This is a genomic window from Pontibacter qinzhouensis, assembly GCF_008017455.1.
GTDB lineage: Bacteria > Bacteroidota > Bacteroidia > Cytophagales > Hymenobacteraceae > Pontibacter > Pontibacter qinzhouensis.
The window spans coordinates 1-25882 of sequence record NZ_VRTY01000016.1; the positions used below are offsets into that span (position 1 = coordinate 1).

General features: G+C 48.0%; 25 protein-coding genes. 13 read left to right on the forward strand and 12 right to left on the reverse strand.

Annotated features, from left to right (window positions below):
• Positions 1-400: glycosyltransferase family protein (locus FVR03_RS24305; RefSeq protein ID WP_222707178.1), on the forward strand; the 400-nt coding region annotated here is incomplete at its 5' end.
• Positions 364-1296 carry a tRNA (adenosine(37)-N6)-dimethylallyltransferase MiaA gene (miaA, locus tag FVR03_RS05990; RefSeq protein WP_147920829.1) on the forward strand — a complete coding sequence of 311 codons (933 nt, stop codon included), beginning with the start codon at positions 364-366 and terminating at the stop codon, positions 1294-1296. The genes FVR03_RS24305 and miaA, both read left to right, overlap by 37 nt.
• Before the next feature lie 405 nt (positions 1297-1701).
• Here miaA and pfkA read toward each other — a convergent pair whose 3' ends face one another.
• The gene (gene pfkA, locus FVR03_RS05995) at positions 1702-2673 is read right to left on the reverse strand and encodes a 6-phosphofructokinase (RefSeq protein ID WP_147920830.1); all 972 of its coding nucleotides are present in this window, start codon (positions 2671-2673) and stop codon (positions 1702-1704) included.
• Between the two features lie 340 nt (positions 2674-3013).
• Here pfkA and FVR03_RS06000 point away from each other — a divergent pair, with 340 nt between their 5' ends.
• Both FVR03_RS06000 and FVR03_RS06005 read left to right on the forward strand, forming a co-directional pair.
• On the forward strand, positions 3014-3439 hold the full coding sequence (locus FVR03_RS06000; protein ID WP_147920831.1) for a tellurite resistance TerB family protein: 426 nt from the start codon (positions 3014-3016) through the stop codon (positions 3437-3439).
• Between the two features lie 10 nt (positions 3440-3449).
• Complete coding sequence (locus tag FVR03_RS06005) at positions 3450-3779, forward strand: hypothetical protein (protein WP_147920832.1); 330 nt, start codon at positions 3450-3452, stop codon at positions 3777-3779.
• A 302-nt stretch (positions 3780-4081) separates the two neighbouring features.
• On the opposite strand, the gene FVR03_RS06010 is transcribed toward FVR03_RS06005, so the two are convergent.
• The 3 genes from FVR03_RS06010 to FVR03_RS06020 form a co-directional block, all read right to left on the reverse strand.
• Positions 4082-4702: a hypothetical protein gene (locus FVR03_RS06010; protein WP_147920833.1), complete on the reverse strand. Its 621-nt coding sequence runs from the start codon at positions 4700-4702 to the stop codon at positions 4082-4084.
• Between the two features lie 32 nt (positions 4703-4734).
• On the reverse strand, positions 4735-6504 hold the full coding sequence (locus FVR03_RS06015; protein WP_147920834.1) for an SLC13 family permease: 1770 nt from the start codon (positions 6502-6504) through the stop codon (positions 4735-4737).
• A 559-nt stretch (positions 6505-7063) separates the two neighbouring features.
• Complete coding sequence (locus FVR03_RS06020) at positions 7064-8257, reverse strand: aspartate aminotransferase family protein (RefSeq protein ID WP_147920835.1); 1194 nt, start codon at positions 8255-8257, stop codon at positions 7064-7066.
• A 519-nt stretch (positions 8258-8776) separates the two neighbouring features.
• Here FVR03_RS06020 and FVR03_RS24310 point away from each other — a divergent pair.
• The 5 genes from FVR03_RS24310 (at position 8777) to FVR03_RS06040 (ending at position 15971) form a co-directional block, all read left to right on the forward strand.
• Positions 8777-8923, forward strand: a complete 147-nt coding sequence (locus FVR03_RS24310) for a hypothetical protein (RefSeq protein WP_187270056.1) — start codon at positions 8777-8779, stop codon at positions 8921-8923.
• A gap of 72 nt (positions 8924-8995) precedes the next feature.
• A complete protein-coding gene (locus FVR03_RS06025) occupies positions 8996-11755 on the forward strand; it encodes a cation-transporting P-type ATPase (protein WP_147920836.1) in 2760 nt (919 codons plus the stop codon).
• 354 nt (positions 11756-12109) lie between these two features.
• Positions 12110-14464, forward strand: a complete 2355-nt coding sequence (locus tag FVR03_RS06030) for a TonB-dependent receptor (protein WP_147920837.1) — start codon at positions 12110-12112, stop codon at positions 14462-14464.
• A 24-nt stretch (positions 14465-14488) separates the two neighbouring features.
• On the forward strand, positions 14489-15406 hold the full coding sequence (locus tag FVR03_RS06035; protein WP_147920838.1) for a DUF4249 domain-containing protein: 918 nt from the start codon (positions 14489-14491) through the stop codon (positions 15404-15406).
• Between the two features lie 175 nt (positions 15407-15581).
• Positions 15582-15971, forward strand: coding sequence for a tellurite resistance TerB family protein (locus tag FVR03_RS06040; RefSeq protein WP_147920839.1), 390 nt, complete (start codon positions 15582-15584; stop codon positions 15969-15971).
• Between the two features lie 75 nt (positions 15972-16046).
• On the opposite strand, the gene FVR03_RS06045 is transcribed toward FVR03_RS06040, so the two are convergent.
• Positions 16047-16745, reverse strand: coding sequence for a Dph6-related ATP pyrophosphatase (locus FVR03_RS06045; RefSeq protein WP_147920840.1), 699 nt, complete (start codon positions 16743-16745; stop codon positions 16047-16049).
• 270 nt (positions 16746-17015) lie between these two features.
• Here FVR03_RS06045 and FVR03_RS06050 point away from each other — a divergent pair, with 270 nt between their 5' ends.
• Positions 17016-17204, forward strand: coding sequence for a hypothetical protein (locus tag FVR03_RS06050; protein ID WP_147920841.1), 189 nt, complete (start codon positions 17016-17018; stop codon positions 17202-17204).
• A gap of 144 nt (positions 17205-17348) precedes the next feature.
• Here the strand turns inward: FVR03_RS06050 and FVR03_RS06055 are convergent, their stop codons facing one another.
• Complete coding sequence (locus tag FVR03_RS06055) at positions 17349-18428, reverse strand: MBL fold metallo-hydrolase (RefSeq protein WP_147920842.1); 1080 nt, start codon at positions 18426-18428, stop codon at positions 17349-17351.
• 454 nt (positions 18429-18882) lie between these two features.
• Here FVR03_RS06055 and FVR03_RS06060 point away from each other — a divergent pair, with 454 nt between their 5' ends.
• The 3 genes from FVR03_RS06060 to pepE all read left to right on the forward strand — a co-directional run bounded on the left by FVR03_RS06060 (position 18883) and on the right by pepE (position 20596).
• Entirely contained in the window at positions 18883-19143 is a 261-nt protein-coding gene (locus tag FVR03_RS06060; RefSeq protein ID WP_147920843.1) for a hypothetical protein, read from the forward strand.
• A gap of 187 nt (positions 19144-19330) precedes the next feature.
• Complete coding sequence (locus FVR03_RS06065) at positions 19331-19579, forward strand: hypothetical protein (protein ID WP_147920844.1); 249 nt, start codon at positions 19331-19333, stop codon at positions 19577-19579.
• A 297-nt stretch (positions 19580-19876) separates the two neighbouring features.
• On the forward strand, positions 19877-20596 hold the full coding sequence (pepE, locus tag FVR03_RS06070) for a dipeptidase PepE (protein WP_147920845.1): 720 nt from the start codon (positions 19877-19879) through the stop codon (positions 20594-20596).
• Positions 20597-20902: 306 nt separating this feature from the next.
• Here the strand turns inward: pepE and FVR03_RS06075 are convergent, their stop codons facing one another.
• The 6 genes from FVR03_RS06075 to FVR03_RS06100 form a co-directional block, all read right to left on the reverse strand.
• A complete protein-coding gene (locus FVR03_RS06075; RefSeq protein WP_147920846.1) occupies positions 20903-21346 on the reverse strand; it encodes a hypothetical protein in 444 nt (147 codons plus the stop codon).
• A gap of 7 nt (positions 21347-21353) precedes the next feature.
• On the reverse strand, positions 21354-21782 hold the full coding sequence (locus tag FVR03_RS06080) for a hypothetical protein (protein ID WP_147920847.1): 429 nt from the start codon (positions 21780-21782) through the stop codon (positions 21354-21356).
• A gap of 55 nt (positions 21783-21837) precedes the next feature.
• Positions 21838-22377 carry an RNA polymerase sigma factor gene (locus tag FVR03_RS06085; protein ID WP_147920848.1) on the reverse strand — a complete coding sequence of 180 codons (540 nt, stop codon included), beginning with the start codon at positions 22375-22377 and terminating at the stop codon, positions 21838-21840.
• 124 nt (positions 22378-22501) lie between these two features.
• Complete coding sequence (locus FVR03_RS06090; RefSeq protein WP_147920849.1) at positions 22502-23206, reverse strand: hypothetical protein; 705 nt, start codon at positions 23204-23206, stop codon at positions 22502-22504.
• A gap of 209 nt (positions 23207-23415) precedes the next feature.
• A complete protein-coding gene (locus tag FVR03_RS06095; RefSeq protein ID WP_147920850.1) occupies positions 23416-24375 on the reverse strand; it encodes a transketolase family protein in 960 nt (319 codons plus the stop codon).
• A gap of 90 nt (positions 24376-24465) precedes the next feature.
• On the reverse strand, positions 24466-25863 hold the full coding sequence (locus tag FVR03_RS06100; protein WP_147920851.1) for a vWA domain-containing protein: 1398 nt from the start codon (positions 25861-25863) through the stop codon (positions 24466-24468).
• Positions 25864-25882: the final 19 nt, after the last annotated feature.

Consider the following 25882-nt stretch of genomic DNA (forward strand, 5'->3'; position numbering starts at 1 on the left):
GTTCAGAGGGAAATTGCTGCCCGCCGATTTGCTGCAGGTAACGCGCACTGCCAGCATTGGTGTTATGCTGCTCGAGAACAAAGGCCTGAGCTACTACTACTCTTTGGCAAATAAATTCTTCGATTACATACATGCTGCCACACCACAACTTGTCATTAACTTTCCGGAGTACCTGCAGCTCAACGAGAAATACAGCGTAGCACTTACCTGCAGCCTCGAGGTGCAGGAACTTCAGGATAAGCTGAACCTGCTCCTGACAGATAAAGACCTGTACCGACAGCTACAGGAGAACTGCAGAGTGGCCCGGCAAGAGCTCAACTGGCAGGCAGAGGAACAGAAACTCTGGCGATTTTACGAACAACTATGGAAAAACAAAACCCCGGAAAAGCAACCTGTTTAGTGGTGGTGGTAGGACCTACGGCCGTAGGCAAAACCGACCTTTGCGTGCAACTGGCCAAGCATTACAACACCGTAATTGTATCGGCAGACTCCAGGCAATTTTATAAAGAAATGACCATAGGGACAGCCAAGCCCAGCCAGCAGGAACAGCAGGGGGTGCCGCATTATTTTGTTGATTCGCATAGCATAACCGAAGAGTACAATGCCGGTGCATACGAGCAGGATGTGTTGCAGCTGCTGGATAAGCTGTTCCAGGAGCATGAACTGGTGATACTCACGGGTGGCTCCGGCCTTTATGTGCAGGCGGTATGCGAGGGTATGGATGCCATGCCCGATGCATCGCCGGAAACCCGCGACCAACTCACAAAACTTTACGAGCAGCAGGGGCTGGCACCTTTGCTGCACCAACTCCAACAGCTCGACCCGGTTTATTACGACCAGGTAGATCGGGCAAATCCGCAGCGTGTTATGCGGGCACTGGAGGTTTGCCAGGTTAGCGGGAAGCCTTATTCGTGGTTCAGGCGGCAGGAGCGGCCAGAGCGGCCATTCCAGATAATTAAAATAGGCCTCACCCGCAACAGGCAGGAACTCTACCAGCGCATAGACCAGCGCATGGACCAGATGCTGCAACAAGGGCTGCTAGAGGAGGTAAAAACGTTGTATCACTACAGAGAGCATAACGCGCTGCAGACAGTTGGTTACAAAGAAATTTTCGATTTTATGGATGGCCGTACAGATTGGGAAGAAACAGTGCGTTTGCTGAAACGAAACAGCCGCCGTTACGCCAAACGCCAGCTTACCTGGTTCAACAAAACCCCGGAGTACACCTGGTTTGAGCCGGGGCAATGGCAGCAAATACTAGCATTTATAGACCAGACCCTTGAGCAAAAAAGCTAATAGATGCTTCTGAAGGGCAGTTTCATTGAAATAATTGGGTTGGTTGCTGATTATTAGTTGTTGATTGTTTGATTTGAAGATGTGAAGATTTGGAAATGGAGCAATATCGGATGAATGAAAAAGCTTCAACGCCTCACTCATAAATTTAACTGCTTCTATTCTACTCCATGTAAAGCTGACAGAACAAATCAGCAACTCCTACATAAAAGACGGATGAAATACCTCCCCAATGACAGAGTAGAAAGGGAAGGGCGAAACTATGGAAAAGGTTAAATACGATTCGGTATGATAAGTTCTACACCTAAATTATTCTAATGAAAAAGCCCTTCCAACGCGTCTGGAGCCAAATTTAGCTAAGGGTCCAGCTACTTTCAGAAGGGCTTTATAGTAGGAGAAATTTTGAGTTTATACCGAAAGCACCTCCACCATTTTGGTAAAGTTCGGGTTAATCAGTTTCCTTTTTGTAAACGTTTCCTCAAACGGCGTATACACCAGTTTCGAGTTTATCAGGCCGGCCATCACACTTTTGTGGCCATCTAACAAGCCTTCTACGCAGGCAATACCCAGTCTGCTGGCCAGCAGGCGGTCGAAAGCAGTTGGGGCACCACCACGCTGCACGTGTCCGATAATGGTAACGCGCGCATCCATGTCGGGTAGGGCTTCCTGTACTTTGGCTGCCACTTTCATGGCGCCGCCTTCTACTTCACCTTCCGCAATAATAACGATAGAAGATGTTTTGGAGCGGTTCCAGCCGGTGCGTAAAGCCTCGATAATGCTGGGTATGGTGGTCTCTGTTTCCGGAATCATCACGATTTCGGCACCGCCGCCAATGGCACACGGAATGGCAATGTAACCAGAGTCGCGGCCCATTACCTCCACAAAGAAAACACGTTCGTGGCTGTCGGCGGTGTCGCGTATTTTATCTATGGCATCGAGGGCAGTATTTACGGCCGTGTCGTAGCCAATGGTATAGTCGGTTCCGAATAAGTCGTTATCGATAGTGCCCGGCGCGCCTACAGTTGGTATGCCGAACTCATCGAAAAATAATTTAGCGCCCGTAAAAGAGCCGTTTCCGCCAATGGCCACCAAGCCTTCTATGCCAAAATTCTGCAGTTGCTCAAAGGCTTTCTGCCGGCCTTCGCGGGTCATAAATTCTTTGCTTCGTGCCGACTTCAGAATAGTGCCGCCACGTTGCACAATATTACTGACAGAGGAAGATTCCATCTTGAAAATTTCCCCCCTGATCATGCCATTGTAGCCGCGCCTGATGCCATAAACCTCAATGCCTTTATATACTGCTGCACGTACTACGGCCCTGATGCAGGCATTCATGCCGGGTGCGTCACCTCCAGATGTAAAAACTCCAATTCTTTTCATGGGTGAAACGATTTAGTATTTGATAGTTTGGTTGATGTGGGTATGTGTAGAGGAGTTGATCTCTTAATTTTAAGCCAGCAATTTGGCGAAAAATATTAACAGAAGTAACTATTGCCGCCTTTTTTATTTAAACTTAAAAAAAGGTGGCAAAGTATAGCTCCAAAAAAGAATAATCGCCGTATGAGAAGGCAGTTGCCGGCTTCAGAAAGTATGCTGCACCAGGAGCTACCTGGCAACACCTGCATGTGTCATTTTCAAATATTTTAATAAATTTTGTTGGCAGGTTTTTCGTGCCATTTTCGTATACTAGTACTCTGTTAGTACATTTAAAGAGCGAATTATGTTTGGTTTTTTTGAAAGCGAGGAAACAAAGAGATTAAAGAGCCACATTAAAAACCTTGGTGCTCTGGCAAAAGTTGACGGACATGTAGACCCCGATGAGATGAATTATATTGTTTCGATTGGCACCAGGCATGGCCTGAAGGCAAACGATGTGCAGGAAATTCTGTCGAACCTGGATCGCATAGACTTAAAGCCACCTGCTAACGATACAGAACGGTTCGACCAGATTTACGACCTGGTGGAGATGATGCTCGCCGACGGAATAATTGATGAGAAAGAAATGGAGTTCTGCAACAGCATGGCGCTGAAGTTAGGCTTCAGAAAATCTATTGTAGGTGTGCTGGTTCGCAAAATTTCTATTGGTGTGAAAGATGGTATGCCGCGCGAAATGATCCGGCAGGAGGCTCAGGCATTTTTTTACTAAAACCAGATAAATGAAACGAGTACGAATTCCTGTGTCCGTAATTGTGGCGGCGTATGGGTGCATTCTGCTACTACTGGCCGCTGTTTTCCTGATGCGCGACCAGACACTGACCAGCATGCACAAAGCATTGCCGGTTTATTTTTTAATGCGCTTCTGCATGTTCTGGTTTATCAGTTTTGTGCTTGCCATTGTTTTTTACCTGGCAAACCTCAACCTCAACTACATGGGCATTCCTTCTATCCAGAAAAAGCATAGCCTGCAAATAGGTACCTTAGCGCTTGGAGCCGGCTCTGTTTTCGTGCTGATCGCGCTGCTCCTGATCACCTATTTTCAATTTTAAAAACGTGTCTGCCGGAGGTGGCGCAAGAGCAGATGCGTATAAGACCGCGTGCAGCAGCTTTCTGCTTAAGACTGCAATACAATTCTCCGAAATAAACGCCTGATTTTTCAATTTTTTCAGAAGCATAAAAGCCTGGATACTTGTGTCCTGTTTCTCTAAATTCTTCAGATTCAAATTCCGTAAAATCAGGATGCTAAATATCCTAAATACCAGGCGCAGGCGGGGCAATTATTCTAAATGAATTTAGCCTTCCAAAGGTTTTCTACTTCTTTTTAGCCAAGGGTTGCGCCTATGCTTTTGCCTTAATCTACTACTTCAAAAGCCTGAAAGGAGCCTGCCTCATACACAAAAACGGTTACATTGTCGTCTAAACCTATGCCGATGGCTGCTACTTTTGTGGCAGTGGGTTGCGGGTGGTTGGCGTTCCGAACCCGAAGCCCGGCTTTGGCGAGGTAGAGGTAAAATGGGCTCTTCAGTTTGCCCCGCTCATTGAATAGGATGTCTTTTTTAAGTTGATGTAGTTGCCAGCTTGCCTCCTGCTGTAAAAACGCGAGCATCAGCACCTCTTCCTTGTATCTTACTTGCAGGGCCAGGTCCTCTTTGTTGTTCCCGTCAAAATCAGCTTTCACAAGTAAAGGGCCCTGGGCTTTAGGAGGCATTTGCCTGCCCACCTCCTTTACCAGCACGGGCTGCTCCCAACCAGGGTACCGTCTGTTTAATAGCGCTTTTACCTCCTGTGGCAGCACCTGCTTCCAGTTTTCATCTTCTGGTGAGGTAGCGGTGCCGTCTTTAGGTGAATTAATCACGGCTTCTGATGTGCTGTCAGGAGAGGAGATGTTATCTGTTGTAACGGTATCGGCTTTTGGCCCGCAGGCAAAAAACAGTAGCATAACAGCAGGTGCCAATCTATTTATAAAACGCATAGCAGGTTTAAGTTTAAGATAATTTACCAGTTTTAAGGCAGGGGAGTTAGAGGCCAGAAAAACGGCACCAGCAGTATAATGGCCACCAGCAGGAGCAGGGTAAGCGGAGAACCGATTTTTATAAAATCCATGAAGCGGTATTTGCCCGGCGTGTAAACCAAAATACAGGCCGGCTCAAATGGTGTAATCAGCGAAACAGAGGCTGCCAGCATAATGGCAATAGCAAAAGAGCGCGGATCGGCGTTCATTTCCAAGGCGGTGCTGATGGCAACCGGCACAATAACCAGCGCTGCCGCCGCATTAGACATAGGCTGCGTCAGGATGACCGTGAGCAGCACAAAACCCGACAGCACCGCCAGTTTGCCCCAGGAGCCGAGCAGGTCTACGATGCCCACTGCCAAGAAATCGGCAGCACCTGAGTTCTCCATGGCCGTACCAAACGCCGACATGCCTCCGATCAGGATCAGCAGGCGCCAGTCTATGGCATTGTAGGCTTTGGTGCTGCTGATGCAGTTTAAGAGTATGCTAATAACGGCCGCAGACAAAAAAGCAATTGAGAGTGGCAAGATCTCCAGCGTTCCGGCCAGTATGGCCAGCACAAAACAGGCAAGCACCAGCAGACCTTTCCGTTTTTTAAACAAGATCGGTGCAAAGGCATCTAATAAAGCCAGATTCCGCGATCCCCTGATCTGCTCCAGCCGTTCGGTTGCCCCCTGCACCAGTAGCACATCGCCAAGTTTTAGCTGTATGCTCCCAATTTTGCTTCTGAGTGTTTCGCCGTAGCGCGAGGCCGCCAGCACCACCAAGCCGTAGCGGCGCAGAAATTCCGACTCCTTTACGGTTTTGCCTATCAGGTCCGATTGACGGGTTATCATGGCTTCGGCAAGCCGTATGTTATTGGGCATCAGGTCTCTCTCGAGTAGTACGTCTGCCAATATTTCTATGCCTTTGGTTTCCTTCACCTTAATCAGGTTTTCAATTTCACCTTCCACCAGCAAAATATCTTTCTCTTGAATTTGGGTGCGGAAGTCGGGTAGAAAATTGTCTTTTCCGCGGATCACGTTAATAATTCTGAAGTTGAGCGAAGAAAGATCAGATGCGTAAATTAATTGGCCTACCAGTGGGGAATCTGGCATGACCACAATCTCCGTCATATACTTCTGCAGCTTGTACTCCTCAGTTAATTGCTGTTCGGGGTTGTCGGGGAGCATGCGCTGCCCGATCGTCATCATATAGGCCACTCCGATTAAGAAAATAATAAAACCGATAGCCGATATCTCAAACAAACCTACCGGCTCCATACCCGCCTTGGCAATATAACCACTCACTGCCACATTGGTAGACGTACCGATAAGAGTGCAGGTGCCACCCAGAATAGCCGCATAGGCCAGGGGCATCAGTAATTTAGAGGGGCTTATGTTTGTCTTTTTAGATAAGCCGGTGAGTGGCGTAATGAACATGGCTGTAACAGTGGTGTTGTTCATAAAGGCCGAAACAACTCCGGTCATCATCATCACGACAAAGAGCATCAGGTTGGTGCTGCGGGTTGCCAGCCGCACCAGTCTCAGCACCACAAAATCCAGGATGCCGGTTTCTTCCAAAGCGGCGCTTAGTATAAAGATAGAGGCAATCACGATAATAAAATCGCTGCTGAAGCCTTCAAAAGCCTCTTCAGGCGTTATAATCCGGGCAGCTGCCAGAACGACCAGCATAATCAGCGTCACGATTTCTATCGAAAGCTTTTCTGTGGCAAACAAGATCACAGCTATTAGTAGCAGCGAGAGCACAAGGGCTATTTCCATAAGCACAAGAATAGTAAAGCGGAGCTACGGCTTTTGTGGTTGGGTGTAGCTTGGGCTTTTACGTAGAGTTGCCTCACAAGATTGCCTGCAGCGGTAAAAATGTTGTCTCCGGAGGGCACGCCAGTAGCCACAAAGCCAGCGAACCACTACCCGCTACAGATGCAGTTTTCCTGAATTACGGGCAAAGGCAGGATACCTCCTAGGCGGTACCCTTGGCTAAAAATAGCCATAAATCCTTTTGGAGTCTTATTTTATTAGAATAATTGCTGCATTGCCTGACTAATTAACTGTTAACAGTTAGCAAAGTAAGAAATCCAGTTATTACTTTAACCTTACAACAAGCGTTGTGCATCGTTTTGGAGCGTAGCTACAGGTCTGCCGGAGGGTGGTTTGCAGATCTGAAAGACGCTGCGAGGCCTTGGCGGTTTGTCCGGCTTTTCATCAGTTAAATTGAATTTATATCAAATGATGCAGCAAGAATCTTGTAACCAGTATCCTGTTTTCCGAAGTTGTACAATACTGGATTTCATGAAGCAGCGATGGAATTGGTATTTATAGATCAACTGCCTGCTGCTACATCTATCGATTGCAGAATGGTGGCACAGGAATCTCTTATCTGGTCTTCTGTAATAGTAAGCGGAGGTGCAATGCGCATGGAGTTGTCGCAGAACAGGAACCAGTCGGTGAGTACGCCATTCAGAATAGCCTGGTCTATTACCGCCTTCAGCACCTCAAACGATTCAAACTCTGCCGCCATCATCAGGCCACAGTTCCGTACCTGTTTTATGCGGGGGTGCACCAGCAGTTCTTTAAACAAGTTCGCTTTTTGCTGTACATCTGCCGTAAGCTGCTCTTCCAGAATAACCTGTATAGTAGCCAGCGAAGCCGCGCAGCTTACCGGGTGGCCGCCAAAGGTGGTGCAATGGCCTAGTATAGGGTTTGTTTTAAAGCCGGCCATAATTTCCTGTGAAGAGATAAATGCGCTGATGGGCATACCTCCCCCCATGCCTTTGGCACACACCAATATATCTGGCGCTATTCCAAATTGCTCAAACGCCCAGAAAGTGCCGGTCCTGCCAAAGCCGCACTGGATCTCATCTAAAATCAGTAGCGTGCCGGTTTGGTGGCAACGCTGGCGCAGGTGCCGGAGGTAATCGTGCTGCGGAACCCGAACCCCCGCCTCGCCCTGCACAGTTTCTATAAGCACAGCGGCTGTGCGTTCTGTTATGTGCTGCAGGTCGTCCAGCGAGTTGTACCTGATGTGCCGTACATCTGGCAGCAAGGGCCTGTAAGCGTTTTTAAAGCTCTCGCTGCCGTTCATAGAAAGAGAGCCCTGTGTGGAGCCATGGTAGGCATTGTAGCATGATATAAGCTCTGTGCGGCCTGTATAGCGCTTGGCAAGTTTTAAGGCTCCTTCCACAGCTTCAGAGCCGGAGTTAAGAAAATAAGTGTTGTTCAGGTGAGGCGGTAAAGTCTGAGCCAGTGCCTGCGCCAGTTGTGCCTGCGGCCCCTGCACAAATTCGCCATACACCATCAGGTGCATGTACTTGTCGAGCTGCTCGTGTATGGCCCGGAGTACTTTCGGGTGCCGGTGCCCTACATTGCTCACACCGATACCCGAAATCAGGTCGAGGTAGCGTTGCCCTTCGGTGCCGTACATATAAACTCCTTCCGCCTTCTCTATCTCTATCATCAGAGGGAAGTCTGATGTCTGCGCTACATGCTGCAGAAACAATTGCCGCTGTGAAACCATGGCGCAAAGGTAGCTATTTGCTTTTGAAATGTGATGCCGGTGCAGAAGAGATAAGTTTGCAGCACAGCAGCAGGAGAGGCTTCTTCATACCTGTAGTTTACTTGAGCGGTTGCTACAGCGACACCTTCCTGCTGGTGAGGTAAAAAATGTAAAAAGCTAAAAAGGCTATTAGAATCAGGGTTTCCGCGTTAAAAATACATCTATCTGGCTATTAGCTTTTTGCAAATTGAAATATTATTAAATTCGATTTTTAAGTGTCTGAAATTCAGTTTCTTATATATTTAGAAGCAGAAACCCTACATAACAATAAGAATATACTGAAAATCACGGCAATGACCATGGCAAGGTAACTTTTTTGTACAAGTCTTCGTCAGAAACCGGGCAGGTGCCCCAGTATAAGAGAGCGTTACCTAGTCTGGATATCATGCCGGGCAATGAGGAAAGTCATTTATAAGAGCATCTAATTTGCCTAACTTGATGCTACTAACCAACGCAGCGGCTTAAATGGCGTAAGCAAAAGTGGCCAATACTGGCGGGTGGACGGTACCACAACTGGGCCAGCATACCGATGGAGCCGCTCTTCTGAAACGCTTCCTGCCCACCAACCGCAACAGCCTGCCTGGTTCAGGCACTGTATCATCTGCCTGGCAGCAATCGCTGTTTTAATTAATATGGTGTTAATGTCGGTGCGTTAACTTCCATCATATCTAAGATTTCTGACTAAAAAACATCACGAAAATGAATGTAACAGAAGAAAAACGAACGAGTAGCTTACCTATGGACAAGAACAAGCAATACGATTGGCATAACCTTGAAATTGCTGAAACCATTGAACTGCTCCAAGTTGCTCCCGAAAGAGGCTTGAGTATAAGCGAGGTGGAGAAGCGACTGGATGCATACGGCCGCAACGTGATGACGCCCAAAAAGAAGCAGAGCGCCATTGTGCGTTTCATGCTGCAGTTTCATCAGCCACTTATTTACATATTGCTGGCGGCTACGGTTGTCACTATCGTGATGGGAGAGTACATTGATTCTGCCGTTATTTTTGCGGTTGTGCTCGTCAATGCCATTATAGGCTATATACAGGAGTCGAAGGCGCTGGAAGCTATTGATGCCCTGGCTAAAAGTATGACCGCCAATGCGCAGGTGCTTCGGGATGGCAAGAAGCAGAACATCGATGCACAGGAACTGGTGCCTGGTGATATAGTTATTCTTCAATCCGGCGACAAGTTTCCGGCAGATGTGCGCCTGGTGCAGGTGCGCGACATGAAGGTAGACGAATCGGCACTGACGGGAGAGTCGGTTTCAGTAGAGAAAAACACAGGTACTGTGCCTGCCGATGTGGTGCTGGGAGACAGGCTGAACATGGGTTTTTCCTCCACTGTGGTTACCTATGGCCACGGCAAAGGCGTTGTAGTAGATACCGGCGACCACACCGAGGTAGGTAAAATTCAGCAGTCGATAGCCAGTGCCCAAGACTTGGACACGCCCCTCACCCTAAAGATAAAAGAGTTTAGCAACCTGCTGCTGTGGGTAATTTTAGGTCTGTCGGCTATTGTTTTTGTAATTGGGCTGCTACGCGGTATGGCCTTCGAGGAAACATTTATGGTGGCTATTGCCCTGGCGGTTGGCGCTATACCAGAAGGGCTTCCGGTGGTTGTAACCATTATGCTGGCGATTGGTGTTTCTAAGATGGCTAAACGCAAGGCCATTATACGCAAGCTGGTGGCCGTAGAAACCTTGGGCAGCACCAATGTCATCTGCTCCGACAAAACAGGCACACTGACAGAAAACCAGATGACGGTGCAGCAAGTAGCGGCCGGGGGCAAGGTATACGAAGTAAACGGGTTGGGTTACCGCCCCGAAGGCGAGGTGCTGGAAGAGGGCAAAACGGCAGATTTGGCCGGTAATCAGGCTCTTGAGTTTTGCCTGAAAGCCGGGATGCTCTGTAACGACAGTTCTATTAAAGAAAAAGAAGGCCAGTGGGTAACAGAAGGCGACCCGACAGAAGGTGCCATGATTGTGACAGCACGCAAAGCAGGCTTTAAGGAAGAACAGTTAGAGCAGGAGTATCCGCGGCAGGATACAATTCCGTTTGAGTCGGAGTACCAGTACATGGCAACCTTGCACGGCGGCGACAATCCGGCAATTTTCCTGAAAGGCTCACTGGAGGCGGTGCTGGAGCGTTGCACAGAGGCTATGCACCCCGACGGCACTACCACCAGCCTGGACAAAGAGGAAATCCAGAAACAAGTGGAGGAGATGGCGGCTGAAGGCCTGCGCGTACTGGCTTTCGCAATGGCAGAAGCGCCGGGCGACAAGTCCGGCATCGAGCATAGCGACACGGAATCAGGTATGGTGTTCCTGGGGGTGCAAGGCATGATTGACCCGCCGCGCAAGGAAGCCGTGGAGGCTGTAAGGCTATGCCAGAAGGCAGGCATAGATGTGAAGATGATTACAGGCGACCATGCCATTACAGCCTCTGCCATTGCAAGCCAGATAGGCCTGAAGGGACGCAAAGAGAACGGGAAACTGGTGGCTGTAGCCGGTAGGAAACTTCAGCAGATCCAAGACAAGGAATTGGAGGAAGTAGCTGAAACCACCTCTGTTTTTGCCCGCGTATCGCCCGACCAGAAGCTTCGGCTGGTGAAGGCGCTGCAGGCCCGCGGCAAAATAGTGGCCATGACCGGCGATGGCGTAAACGACGGTCCGGCGCTTAAGCAGGCCAACATCGGCATCGCCATGGGCATTACAGGCACCGATGTAGCCAAAGACGCCTCCGACATGATACTCACCGACGATAACTTCTCCTCTATTGAAGGAGCGGTAGAAGAGGGGAGAAGCGTGTTCGACAACCTGATCAAGTTTATTGTCTGGACATTGCCAACTAACCTGGGCGAATCGCTCGTTATTATTCTGGCCGTTATACTGGCATCGCAGCTTCCGGTGCAGCCAGTGCAGATACTCTGGATAAACATGACCACTTCTACGCTGCTAGGCCTTACGCTTGCTTTTGAGCCCAAGGAGCCCGGCATTATGGATCGTCCGCCCCGTCCGGCCAATAAGCCCATTCTTACAAAAGGACTCATCATGCGCTCGATCCTTGTTGGTGTAGTGATGCTGATCACCGCTTTTGGTTTGTTTATATACGAAATGGATCGCGGCGCTACTTTGGCAGAAGCTCAAACAGTAGCAACTACTGTGTTTGTGGTGTTAGAATCTGCTTACCTGCTCAACTGCCGCTCACTTATAAAATCGTTACGGGCCATAGGGTTCTTTTCGAACATGTGGGTATACTATGGTATCGCGGCCATGTTTTTGGTGCAGGCGATGTTTATCTACCTGCCTTTCATGAACACGTTGTTTCATTCAAGCCCGCTGGATGCCATGCAACTGCTTCGTATATTTGCTGCGGCTGTAATTTTATTTACCATTGTTTCTATTGAGAAATATCTGCGGTTCAGGAACATCCGCAAAAAAGAAGCAAATGCTGCCTAGCAACAACAGGGGCTGGTACAAAAAATCCTTTTCCCTATGTGCAAAAGAGGCTGTCCGGATTATTCGGGCAGCCTCTTTTGTGCTTATTAAAATCTATTATTTTGCATAGCTCTTATTCCTGTCGCCACTATCCACTGCTGCTGTTTCTTTACCTTTCTAAGTTGCTGGCGTTATGCTGGTTGTGCCTTTCTTCTCCATATTATTCTAATCAAATAGCCCTCCAGAAGCATTTTAGGAGAAAAATAGTCTAGGGTAAAAATTTATAATTATATAATATTTAACTGGACAAAAGGTGGCATATATATTGCTGGCCTAATATCGTTATTCCCAATTGCATTTTTCGCCTGTTACTTTATGAAAATTTATGTTACGGTATTGCTCCTGCTGCTCAGCAGTGTAGGAAGTTTATCTGCTCAAAGCAAGCACACGGTTAGTGGCTATGTGCGCGAGAAAGGAAGCGGCGAAACGCTAATTGGGGTGGTGGTGTATCAGCCGGGTACCAGCAACAGCGCCACCACCAATACCTACGGCTTCTACTCCCTCACCTTACCTGCCTCCGATTCAGTGTCATTAACTTTCGCTTTGGTCGGCTACCTGCCGGTGGTGCAGAAAGTAGCCCTGCAGCAACGCCTGGAGCTGAACATTGAGTTGCAATCGAGCGCGACTCTGAACGAGGTGGAAGTAATCGGAAACCGGGTGCAGCGGGTAAGCGAGTCGGTGCAGATGAGCTCCATCGAAATCCCGATTTCGCAGATAAAAGATATACCGATGCTGCTCGGGGAGAAAGATGTAATGAAGGTGCTGCAACTGATGCCGGGTGTGCAGAAGGGCAGCGAAGGTAACAGCGGCATATATGTGCGTGGCGGTGGCCCCGACCAGAACCTGATCATACTCGACGATGCCACCGTGTATAATGCCTCGCATTTGTTTGGGTTTTTCTCGCTCTTTAATGGCGATGCCCTGAAGAGTGTGGAGCTTATAAAAGGTGGTTTCCCGGCCCGCTACGGCGGGAGGCTATCGTCTGTTATAGAGCTGAACATGAAAGAAGGCAACAAAGAAGAACTACATGGCGAAGGTGGTATCGGGCTAATTTCTTCGAGGCTGATGCTGGAAGGACCGATCAAGAAAGGCAAATCCTCTTTCCTGATAAGTGGCCGGCGCACCTATGCCGATATTATTGCCCGCCCCTTTATGAACTTCGAGGATGGCACCGGCGGTTACTATTTTTACGACCTCAATACAAAGCTCAACTACGATTTCGGCCAGAAGAACAAGCTCTACCTGAGTGGCTATTTTGGCCAGGACCGCTTTTATTACAACGAAAAGTATAACAACAGCAGAACCAGGGGCGGCCTCGACTGGGGCAACGCCACCGGCACACTGCGCTGGAACCACCTTTTTAACGATAAACTCTTTGCTAACACCTCGCTTATTTTTAGCCGGTACCGCTTTAAAATAAACCTGAAGGAAGAGTATTCTAACGGCGATAAATTTGAGCTGCAGTATTTCTCCGGCATACAGGATTTGTCTCTGAAATATGATATTGATTATATTCCTAACCCACGGCATGCTATCAGGGTGGGCTTTCAGTCTACGTTCCATAGGTTCCAGCCGAGCGCTTTAGTGGTAAAAGACACAGAGATGAACCAGAACGAACGCGACGTGAAAAACATTGATGGGGTACAGTCGGCGGTCTATATCGAAGATACATTTAAGCCACTGCCTAACCTGCGTGTAAATGCCGGTTTCAGGCTAAGTCATTTTGCAGCCAACAGCAAAAGCTATATTATGCCGGAGCCACGTTTAGCAGCAGCCTATAACCTCCGCGAAGATTTTGCCTTGAAAGCCTCGTATGCCCAGATGAACCAGTACGTGCACCTGCTGAGCAACACGGGAATCGGGTTGCCTACCGACCTGTGGGTGCCAACTACCGATCTGGTGGCGCCACAGCAGTCGCGGCAAGTAGCGGCAGGCTTTGCCAAAGACCTGAAAGGGAAAGACATTGCCTTAACCGTAGAAGGTTATTACAAAAAATCGCAGAACATTATCGGTTATAAAGAAGGAGCCAGCTTTATGGTGATCGATGATCCGGAGTCGGCGGAAGAAGTGAAGTGGGAAGATAACATAACCAGTGGCCAGGCCTGGTCCTACGGCGCAGAGTTCCTGCTGCAGAAAAAGGTAGGGCGTTTCTCCGGCTGGATCGGCTACACGCTTTCCTGGACGCAGCTGCAGTTCGACTCGCTCAACTTCGGGCAGAAGTTCTATGCCCGCTACGATCGCCGCCACGATTTATCGCTGGTAGGCATCTACAAGCTCAGCGATGGCATTACCCTCTCCGGCACCTGGGTTTACGGAACCGGTAACGCCATTACCATGCCGGTTGGGCATTTCGATGGCTACCCGAACAACCCATCAAGAACCCAACAGGGCGGCTCCATGTACTGGCAACGCGCCTCCGACTACGGCGAACGAAACGGCTACCGCATGGCTGCTTACCACCGAATGGATGTGGGCGTGCAGTTTCATAAGCAGAAACGATGGGGCGAGCGTACCTGGGAAATCAGCTTTTACAACCTCTACAGCCGCAAAAACCCGTTCTTCTATTATCTGTCTGAAGAGTACATCAACGGAAACCAGTCTGAGACCAAGCTGAAACAAGTGTCGCTGTTCCCGATCATTCCGTCGGTTAGTTATGGGTTTAAATTTTAATGGCCGCACCATATCCTGCACATCATGAAAACCACAGCATCGATCAAACATACGATATGGCAGCTTCTGCTGCTCCTGCTTACCACGTTGGTTCTGCCAGCCTGCGAAGAGGATGTTACCAATATCAAAAACCTGGATTTAACTCCTAAACTGGTGGTTACTTCATTTATATCGCCTCAAGACTCGTTCCTGGTTGTGCGGCTGCAAACAACTCAGCCTGCCATTGGCAAAACCCTCAGCGATGAGCAGCGAAAAGTAAAAAATGCCTCTGTAACCATTTCTGATGGTAACACTACGGTGGCACTGGCTTACGACGAAGGCATGAACAGGTACCAGACCGAAGCTAGTAACCTGGTGCTGGCCCCCGGCAGAACTTACACCTTAAAGGTAAACACACCTGCTGGTGGCTCCGCAGAAGCGTCGTGTATTATTCCTGATCCTGCCAATATCCAGATCACGGAAATAAACTTTACCTCCCTTAAAGAATCAAATGAATTTCAGCAGCACGATTTTTACAGGTATGAACTAAACTACACCTGGCGAGATGCCCCTGGCGTAACGAATTATTACCACGCCCTGGCCTTTATGAAATACAAAGTCAACATATGGCCAGAACCTGTAGACCACTTATCCGATCTATATCCTGTTCAGAGCGATGCAAACTTCGTGAGAGACGAAAGCGCTGTAAATAACATGCTGCATTCGCCCACCTTTACCTTGTACGGAAACCAGGAAGGCCCTGTACCCAAGCCATACTACCTGCACGCTTACCTGATGGTGACTGACAAGCATTACTACATGTACCACAAATCTTTGATGGAACAGCAGCAGATAGATGGCAACCCTTTTGCCGAAGCAAAGTTTATTTATTCTAATATGGTGGGGGCACTAGGGGTTTTCGGTGCCTATTACAGGCTGGAGGCATCAAAAGAAATTAATTAACAAAGAGTGGGCAGGCAGGGGAGCAGCAGGTTTGCAAGAGAAATACTGGCAGATTAAAAGATCTTTTGTACACGTCAGGCGGTTTATACGTTATAGGTACATAACACTCACTTTAGAAAAAGAATTTAGAAGTGGGGCAGCATGTAAATAACCTTGTAACTTAAACCTTTTACCTATGTCGACCAGCACAACCTATGATAACTTACTTAACTCCAAGCAAAAGAAACTGGCCTTTTTCCAGAACATTGTTTTGGTAGCCATAGCCGATGGTTTTGTGGACGAGCAGGAAAGCGATTTTCTTATTTCGTTAGGAGACCAGCTGCAGCTTTCGGAAGAAGATACGCTGCCCATAACCGATAACTTATCGGTGCTGACGTTTATTATACCCGAAGACGGCATGCAGAAAACAGTGGAACTGCAGACACTCGTCATGATGATGCTACAGGACGGCGACCTGGCCGAGAGCGAATACAACCTGTGCCTGGAGTACACCCGCCGCATCGGGTACAGCAAAGATATTTTAGATGATATGATTAAAAGCCTTTCCAGCAAAGCTGCGGATTAGCAACAGCAAATATTACAAGAGAAGAGGCTGCCTATTTAGAGCAGCCTCTTCTCTTGTATAAGGTAATTTTCTGCATCAAACAGGTAGCAAGTCCTGAAACCAGAAGCCGGTATCGTAGTTGGCTGCCTCATCTTCAGATACTCCGTACTGCCGTAGCACCCGCTCACCAAGCGTGTACGGCACAGGTGCCTGGAAAAGCGGTCCATCAAATACAAAGGTGTGGAACTCACCATTTTCGCCACAAGGGTCAACGCCTGCAGGCAAATCGGCCAGGAACTGCTCGTCAAGTAAACGGCCGGCAAAGGAGCCGCTCAGCAAACGGGCATTAACGCTTACCACTACTGCCTTAAAGCCAAGTTTTATAAACTCCCGGACCAGTACATCGGTTGGCTGGCCCCATAGCGGGAAGGCAGCTTGTAACCCCACCTTTGCCAGTTGCTGCTCCCGGTACACCCGTAGGTCCTGCAGGTTAATATCGCCGAAAACGGCATGGGTTATGCCTTCGTTCTGCAGCTGGTGCATAGTCGTTTGCATCAGGTGGTTGTAGGCTTCCATGCTCGCATCTTCGGGCATTAGCATTTGCTGCAGCGGCAACCCCAGTTGCTGTGCCTGTTGCAGGAGTAGCTCTTGCCGCACGCCATGCATGGTAACCCGCTGCGTAGCGTGGCCGAGGGTTGTCAGGAGCCTGTCTACGGGTAGTGTGGCTTCTTGCAGTACACGGTACAGACACAGGGCAGAGTCTTTGCCACCGCTCCAGTTAAACACACTTTTCATGCGGCTAAAGTTAAGGTTCAAATAATCGAAACTCAAAAGTAACCTATAAACCTAAGCCTGCCACAGCAGTTCTCTCTAAAAGTAACAAAATGATGTTAGCCATTAAGTTTGGCAGGAGTAGACTTCTGGAGTTTCTGCTATTTTGCAATAAAACAGCAAAAATAAAAGAATGCCTGTTTTTGACCTTATGAGTGTCTCCCATCGTAAAATGAGCAGAAGCTGTGAGTAAGCTTAATAAATAATCATCTGAAATAAAAGAAAGGAGCTGATATGCCACAAGGAGATAAATCTGCATACACCGATAAGCAAAAGCGTAAGGCAGAGCATATTGAAGAAAGTTATGAGAAACAAGGCCTACCACAGGAGGAAGCTGAGAAGCGAGCCTGGGCCACTGTTAATAAGCAGGATGGTGGTGGCAAGAAAAGCGGATCAGGCAGAGCCAACCATAAAAAAGAGTAGGTCTGGAGGCCTAACTGCAGGCGCAAACCTTGGATAAAAATGCCTGAAAAAGCTTTGGAAGGCTATTTTTCTCTGAATAATTTGTACGGTGCAGAAGTAAATAAAAGAACGGGGTCTGAAGCAACTGCTTCAGACCCCGTTCTTTTATGGGTAATTGTTGGTATAGGCATTAGGTATATCTTCTTCTATGGTAACGGCAAACGGAGCCCCGGAAGTAGGTCGGTTGTGGTAAATAACTTTTTTGCGGGCTTCGGCATTGTTCCGTTGCTTCTGGTAGAGCATAAGGGCCACACCTGCCGCGCTCAGCAAACCGACTGTGAGCAGCGTTTTGTTTACCGGGTTAGATACCGGAGGCGGCACACTCACAAGCCCTTGCTCATTGGCAATAGCCGGTTCGCTTACATAGCGGCCATGTGCAGGCACAGCTACCTTTCTGAAATTAGCCGCAAGCTGGGTTAACTGCTCCCGCAATTCTGGCCCCTGCATAGGCAGGCCATGGCCAGTAGCAGCAATTTCTGGTTGTATGCTGGCCAGTTTCTCGACAGAGCGCTGGGCGCTTATCCAGTCGGGGGTAAAGTAGGAGGGAGGTCCGTGTACTTCTTTTTTCTGGGTTACTACCGAGAGCATCGATTCGCCGTGGCGCGTAATAAAGGCATCGCCTGCAAGCAGCACCCGGTCTTTCTCCCTGAAGAACGACACGTGCCCAGGCGTGTGACCAGGCGTTTCTACCCATTTCCACTCCGGCAGCCCCGGCACGCTACCATCGTTTGGCAGTAACTCCAGGTTAGAGGTAATATCGATGGGTTTTTTAGGATACATAAACGAAAGATAAGCCATGCCTCCTCTGCCTACACTCGGGTCTGGTGGCGGGTAACTCGATAAACCGGTAAGGTAAGGCAGCTCCATGTGGTGGGCATACACCGGCACATCCCACTCAATGGCGAGTTCTTTTAAGGCACCCACATGGTCGAAATGCCCGTGTGTTAAAATAATGGCTTTAGGCCAGTTGTATTTACCAAACAGCTCCTCTGCTGCCTGCTTTATTTTTCCGGCCGAGCCGTAAATACCGGCATCAACCAAAACCCAGGAGTCTGTTTCGCCCGGTACAGTCTCACCTTTTATAAAATAAAGGTTAACAAATACCGTTTTTAATCCCCATACACCCGGGGCTACATAAAAGGTATGCTTGCTACCTGAATGCAGTAAATCATTATTAGTTTGCATGAGAATATGTAGATTGATTTTAGAAATTGAGAACTACAGCGACTTTTTATTACGGCGAAGAAGAGAAAGTGGCTAAGACCTTGTTCAAAATTAATTTAGTCGTGAACACTACAGTCTCTGAACCTCCTGGCTGAAGTACTAAATGCAGAAGGCCTGCCGAGGTGCTTTACCACTAACCATGTCAGCAACTGAGAGTTGAGCTAAACGAGGCACCTGCTAAAAAAGCAAAGCGATATTATTGGTGGCAGGACTTTTAAATATGATTTATTTTTCGTAAATATCAGGAGTAATCAGTTTAAAGTTGAAAAGCCTCCTAAAGTACAAGGCTGTCTTGTCAGATGTTTTGTTCGGGGCACAGTATTTGAGAGGTTTCACCAAAAAGAACTTATCATTTAATCCGTTAAGAATTCTTGCGAAATAGGAATTTTTTATCTTTCTGAAAAGTTGAAGAGATATGGTAAACTTATTTGTACCCCCAAGCTATATGATGGTGTATGCCAAGTGTGTAGACGCATCGAGACCAGCGTTTGAACCAGAGGAGTGGGTAGAGGAAGGAAAAGTATACCCGGTAAAGCATTTTACAGAGCCTCTTAACCAGGGCGAAGGATTTGCGGTTACTATTCTGGACGAAGATGGTGTAGAAATTCACCCATCATCCTCTCACTGGAGTTTTGCGTCGCATCGGTTCGAACTTTACACGCTGCACCTGAACTAAACCAAAAATCAGGATATTTACGTTTAAACCTAAAAGGCTGCTCCGGCAGCCTTTTTTGCTATACGACCCGGAGGCTTTGCCCATGAAGTTACCATTTTGGAGCCGTGCCCCTGTTAAATAATTAATCAAGTACCAGGCCGTTGCCAGTAAGTGCAATAACTAAAGGCCTGGGTTAATATGTAAGTTTATGTTCAGTGCAGAAGAGTTTAATAATTTGCCGCCCTTACTGCAGGCCGATTTGGTGTTGAATGAAGGACATTACCTGCACCACCGCATTAAGGGCTGGTGCAAAATAGATTTATACTGGCTCCACGATTTTTATGTGGAGCTGTGGTTCTTTTACGACCTTAAAAGTATTGGATTGGTACGGGCACTCACAAACCAGAAATCCTTGGAGCCTTACCTGGAAACCATTCATCTGAAGGTGAAAACCTGATGTTAGTTGTATTAAAATTAAGCTAACCTTATCTTAAACATCAGAAGAGGAACGGGTGCATCTTCGGGAACCAGAGCACAAGTAGCAAGACCCAGGACATAAGCTTTTTTTGCTGTAGAAATTCTAAACTACTGGTACGTACCTTAAACCTTTGCTACCTTACTACCACCAGCGACTCAGGCAAAATTGCCATGGCTTTCAGAATACCGCCGGCTTAACCTCGTAGCGTGCGCAATTTCTGCCAGCGCCTGACCTTTGCCAGAAAATTTTTAACTTGCGCCCATAAAAAAGCAGAGCATGAGCAGAAAATTATTGTTGGTGAGCACCTCTACTACCCATGGCACAGGCTACCTGGAGCATTGCGAAGAGGAGATAAAGAACTTATTTGAAGGCATTTCGACAGTGCTTTTTATTCCGTTTGCACGGCCGGGAGGCATTTCGCATACAGCTTATACCGAAAAAGCAAAAGAAGCCTTTGCCCGAATTGGCATCGGCCTGAAAGGAATAAATGAATTTAAAGATCCGGTGGCGGCTGTGCAGCAGGCCGAAGGTATGTTTATAGGAGGGGGCAACACCTTTCTGCTCCTGAAACAGCTGTACACGCAGCAGCTTATAAAGCCCATTCAGGAGCGCGTGGCAAAGGGCATGCCGTATATGGGCACAAGTGCCGGCACTAACGTAGCGGGCCGCTCCATCGGCACTACCAACGATATGCCCATTGTGTTCCCTAAAACCTTTGATGCCCTACAGTTGGTGCCCTTTAACTTAAACCCACACTACCAGGACCCGGAGCCAAATTCTACACACATGGGCGAAACCCGCCAAACCCGCATACAGGAGTTTCATGTGCACAACACACAACCAGTAATCGGGCTACGGGAAGGAAGTATGCTGCAGATAAGAGGCGATAAAATGCAGCTGCTCGGGCCGCACAGTACCAGGGTCTTTTTGCAAGGGCAGAAGCCACAGGAGTTCAAACACACCGACGATATTAACTTCTTACTAGATGCAGTTTAAACAGCTGGTTACCCTTGACTTAAAATACCCTGAATCTCTTCGGGAGGCTGTTTTTATTAGAATAACTGAGTTGTTGTTGATTGTTATATGGCTTAATGGTTGAAAATTTGAGTGAATAAATGCATGAGCATAATAAAACGCTTTAACTGTTAACCATTAATTAATGAAGGTCTTGTGTCCTGAAAAAACTTTCAAAAGGCCATTTTCAATATTATAATTTGTGAGCCAGATAGCAAAGGGCACTATATAAAAGAGGCTGCCTTTTTATAAGGGCAGCCTCTTTTATATAACTACAGGTAGTCTCTATTACTGTGGTTTATGGTCGAGTTTTTTGAGGAGCATTTTCGTGAACTCGCGTTCGCCACGGTAAAGTTCTGCCAATTGCCTCGTAGAAATAACACGCTGATATTTGGTGGCATATTCCTGCTCCAGGTTCAGCTCTTTCTGTTTAAGCACAAAAATACCGTCTACCATCGCTTTAACTTCAGCATCGGTCATTTCTTCTACTTTTTTGCGTGAGCTTCCCCGGTTGGAATGATAAATTTCCCGGCGTTTAGTTTCGAATTCTTTGTAGATCGGCCAGAATTTTTGAGCCTGATCGGGTGTCAGGGCCATTTTATCTGTCAGGAAGGCGATTTTAGCGCTCTCCACGTTTTCCCGCCGTTCTTTCTCGCTATCGGTTTGAGCCACAGCAGTTGTTCCGGCCAGGCAGCAGATAAAGAGAAATAAAAGGGTGATGTACTGTTTCATGGGTGTGTTAATAGTTTAAATTACTTAGCTGGTAATACTCCAACTCCTGTTCTGCCATCTCCGGGCTTATGTTTATAAAATCTGAGGTAATGTCCTGCTGCACCAGGTGAAGGTCTTCAAAATCGGTGGGTTCCAGGTTTACATACGATGCGTTTAAATAGGCCAGAATATCAGTGTTGCCAAGGTCGGAGGCATGCAAGGCAAAGTTTGCCTTTTGCTCGGGTGGCTGCACATTCATGTAAAAGACACCTGCAAACAAAAGGAGCAGTACAAGTGGTGCCATGGCTAGCCGCAGCAATCGCAGCAGGGGATAGGCGGTGTCTGCCGTTCGTGCCTCCTTGCCAGCTGTTCGTGCCATAATCTGCATAGGCAGCTGGTCGAAGTAGCCATCAGGTACTTTGTAAATGTTCTTCTTCGGTAGGTCGTTCAGGTTCATCACGCGTCACATTAATCATGCTCTAATTTCTTAGATAGCAAAAGGTTGCAAAAGTTTAATCATGCTTCAAAAATTCTTCTATCTTTTTTGCTGCCAGGTGGTAAGATGCTTTTAGTGCGCCAACCGAAGTACCCAGAATTTCTGATATATCTTCGTATTTAAGCTCGTCGTAGTAGCGCATGTTAAACACCAGGCGTTGTTTGTCGGGCAAACGGAGTAAGGCTTTCTGAAGTTTTAACTGAATGTCATCTCCCGATAGATCGGAGGAGGTGTCAATCTTATCGGCCAGTTCTGCCGTAATGTCGCCGATGGGCAAAAAGAACCTTTTCCGTTTGCTCGATAAGAAGGTAAGGCACTCGTTGGTGGCAATACGGTAAACCCAGGTGTACAGCTGCGCATCCTGCCGAAACGTTTCCAGGTTTTTCCAGACTTTAATAAAAACCTCCTGCGTCAGATCATCTGCATCGTCGTGGTCAATCACCATTTTCCGGATGTGCCAGTAAACTTTTTGCTGGTACTTCCGGATAAGCTGATTAAAAGCCAGGTTGCGGCTATCAGGATGGGCGAATTTCTCTAAGATCTCTTTGTCTTCCACGGGGAGTCGGTAGGCAAAACGTAGGGCGTGCTTTACAAATTAAATGGTTAATGATTCTGATACAGGTATGCCTGGCTTTAGTAGCCTTTCTTTTGCTCCGGTGTAATTGGCTCAGCTTCTGAAGCTATTTGTTTGTTCTGATAATAACAACACCATCCGCAAATTTCATATGACCGTAGCGTTTCACTGCCTCCCGGCCATAGAGGGTTGTTCTGGTAAAAGTGCCTTGTTTCAGTTTAAGTTGCTGTAAGCCCTGCTTGTCTGTCATGGTACCGTCTACATCATAAAATATGATTTCTCTAGGTTCTGAATTATATACTATATTTTCTGATGGCATATACTCTTCCCCATACACCGTCACTTCCAGGTAGTTCTCGGTAAGTCCCTCATATATGGTGCCAGTAAAATTCTGAAAAGTGACATTCGATATCCTAGAAGGATTTATGTCGGGAATAATGTTATGGTCGTAGAGCGTGCCGTTGTAGCGTAGTTTGGCCTTTTGCTGAAAGTAAGTCAGAACTGGGTGTTCCTTCTCCTTTACGTCGATCTGCATGGTCACGTGGTCTGGGTTCTCCCCTTGGCTCCGGAGAGGTTTCATGCTGATCTCTTCCGGCTTAAACAGCGACAGCACATTTATAGAGGTTTTGTGCCCGTTTACAATAGCCGACATGTCTGCAGTCCTGTACTGCTGCACTGGCTTCCTGGTGATGGAAAACGTGCGAACTGAATCGGGTGCCTGTGCCAAAGAGGCTGTGGCAGGCAGTAGCGCACAAATTGTAAAAACACAGGCCCCTAGTCTGTTGTTGTGAAGTACCGGAAGATAAGACATGCTTGTAAGTTTAGATCAGAGGCAAATTATTTGAATAAAATACCCCTTCCAAAGCTTTTTTTGCTTTTTAGTGCCAAGGGTTCGGAGATTAAACGTAGCCACCTAAATGCTCATGCAGCAGGAGCAGCAAAGTAAGTCAGTTTAAGGCACCAAAAAAGGCTGCACTTTTTACAGCACAGCCTTCTTTAAATTAATATGGCAGGAGCAGCCTACTGGTTTTTGCGAGCAATAACGCGCTCTGCAGCCGCTACTATATCGTTTTCAGTTAAGCCGTATTTCTCCATCAGCTGGTCTGGCGTACCGCTTTCACCAAAGGTGTCGTCGGTGGCAACGTACTCCATAGGCAGTGGTGTGTTGCGCACAAGCAGTTGGGCAATGCTGTCGCCAAGGCCACCCAGTCGGTTATGCTCTTCAGCAGAAACCACGCATTTGGTTTTTGCCACCGATGCCAATACTGCTGCTTCGTCGAGTGGCTTAATGGTGTGGATGTTGATGATTTCGGCGTTGATGCCTTTTTCTGCCAGAATATGGCCAGCTAAGATAGCTTTCCACACCAGGTGACCTGTTGCAAAAATACTTACATCAGTTCCTTCGTTCAGCATCACGGCTTTACCGATCTCAAACTTCTGGTCGGCAGGCGTAAACACCGGAATAACCGGGCGGCCAAAGCGCAGGTAAACCGGACCTTCGTAATCAGCAATGGCAATGGTGGCTGCCTTTGTCTGGTTGTAGTCGCAAGGGTTAATCACGGTCATGTGCGGCAGCATTTTCATCATGCCGATGTCTTCGAGTATCTGGTGCGTGGCACCGTCTTCGCCCAGTGTAAGGCCGGCATGCGAGGCGCAGATTTTAACGTTCTTGCCGGAGTAAGCTATCGACTGACGGATCTGGTCGTACACGCGGCCGGTAGAGAAGTTTGCGAATGTGCCTGTAAACGGAATTTTACCGCCTATGGTAAGGCCGGCTGCAATACCCATCATGTTGGCTTCGGCAATACCGATCTGGAAAAAGCGCTCCGGGTTTTCCTTTATAAAATCACCCATTTTTAGGGAGCCAACAAGGTCGGCGCAAAGGGCTACTACATTCGGGTTAGTCCGGCCAAGCTCCAGCAAACCTGCCCCAAATCCGGAACGGGTGTCTTTTTTCTCTGAATAAGAATACTCTTTCATCTGTATGATTGTTCTTAAAGGTCAGTTGGAATTTGCATGTTGTGGTGGTTCATCTTTTTACAGCTGATTCTCAGAACATGCTCCTTACATTTATCTGTTGAAAATTTTTACGGTTGTTGTTGCGCCCGATCTTATCGTGAAATCATTCACAAAAGTAAATTTACTCGCATGGGCGGACTTCATGCGGTAAACCAGTTTATAATTTCCTGGCTGTAAGGCCAGGGTGGTTCTGCTGCTCTGCTCCGGCAGGTTGTGTAGCCAGCGCTGCGTGCCGTCTTCCTCCAGGCTATAGATGCTTCCGTAGCCCTGCAGGTCGGAGGGTATGTTCAGCTGGCCAGGTGCCGGTATAGTAATAGTAGTAGGTTGCCCCAGCTTTACCTCCACACCTTTCATGTAAATGCGGGGCAACGTAAGCAGCTCCAGGTCGTATTTGCCGGTCAGGTATTTGTGCCGGCTACCGAAATATTGCACCTGTAACGTTTGCTCAGAGCCCTGCTGGCTCACAATGGCGGCCAGTTGCCCGTACGGCGACGGACCATCCTGGCGCAGGTACAGCTCACCTTGCGGTGCCATAACCGGAAACACATTGTGCCTGCCGGGCCTGATGTTGAGGCTTTTGGCAACTACTGGCGGTGTGGTATGCACCACCAGGTCGTAGGGCAGCAACGCATCTATGTCTAGTTTATCGGCTTTGCCGCTGGCATCTTTATAATGTACAAAGTTGTACTCCGGCTGCCCCGTCAGCGCATTCACAAACGTCATGTTCACGTTACTTTCCGTTGGCTTACCACTGGCATCCAGCAACTCTACCGATACCGTGGTAGGGGAGAGTGTCTGGAGTACGATCTCGGTCAGCACATTCTGAAAAGTACGCACATCGGCAGCATTGAAATACTGGCCGATGCAGTTTAGTTGCGCTTCCTGCTCTGCCGCAATACCGATACCTATTACAAAAGGCCGCAGAAAAATGCGCTTGCGTTGAAGAGCCAGCGAAGTAGCGCAGGGGTCTCCTTTGCACGACTCCAGCCCATCTGTAATCAGAATAATAACGTTGCGGCTATCTTTCTCTACCGGAAAATCGTTCGCCGACTGCTCCAGCGAATAGGTGATGGGCGTGTTGCCTTTGGGCACAATCTCCTGCAGCTTCTTCTGGATTGCCAGTTTGTTATTGGCGGCAAAAGGTACTTCCAGCTTGGTGTCTTTGCACTCGTTGCGCTCCCGCCCGAACTGGTGCCCATACACCCGCAATGCTACTTCCAGGTTCTGGTACTGCTGCAGCGAATCTACCAGGCCGCCTAACAGGTTTTTGGCTACTTCCATGCGGTCGCTGCCTTCCCATTTTGCCAGCATACTTCCGGAAGCATCGAGCAGGAAGAGGATACGGGTAACAGGTTGTTTCTTAGCAGCATCCTGGGCAACAACCGACCTGCCTGTTGCCAAAAGCAGCAGGAGGCAAAGTAGAGCGGTTATGCTGCGCCAGTTCATCATGCTGCCATCTCAGGACAAG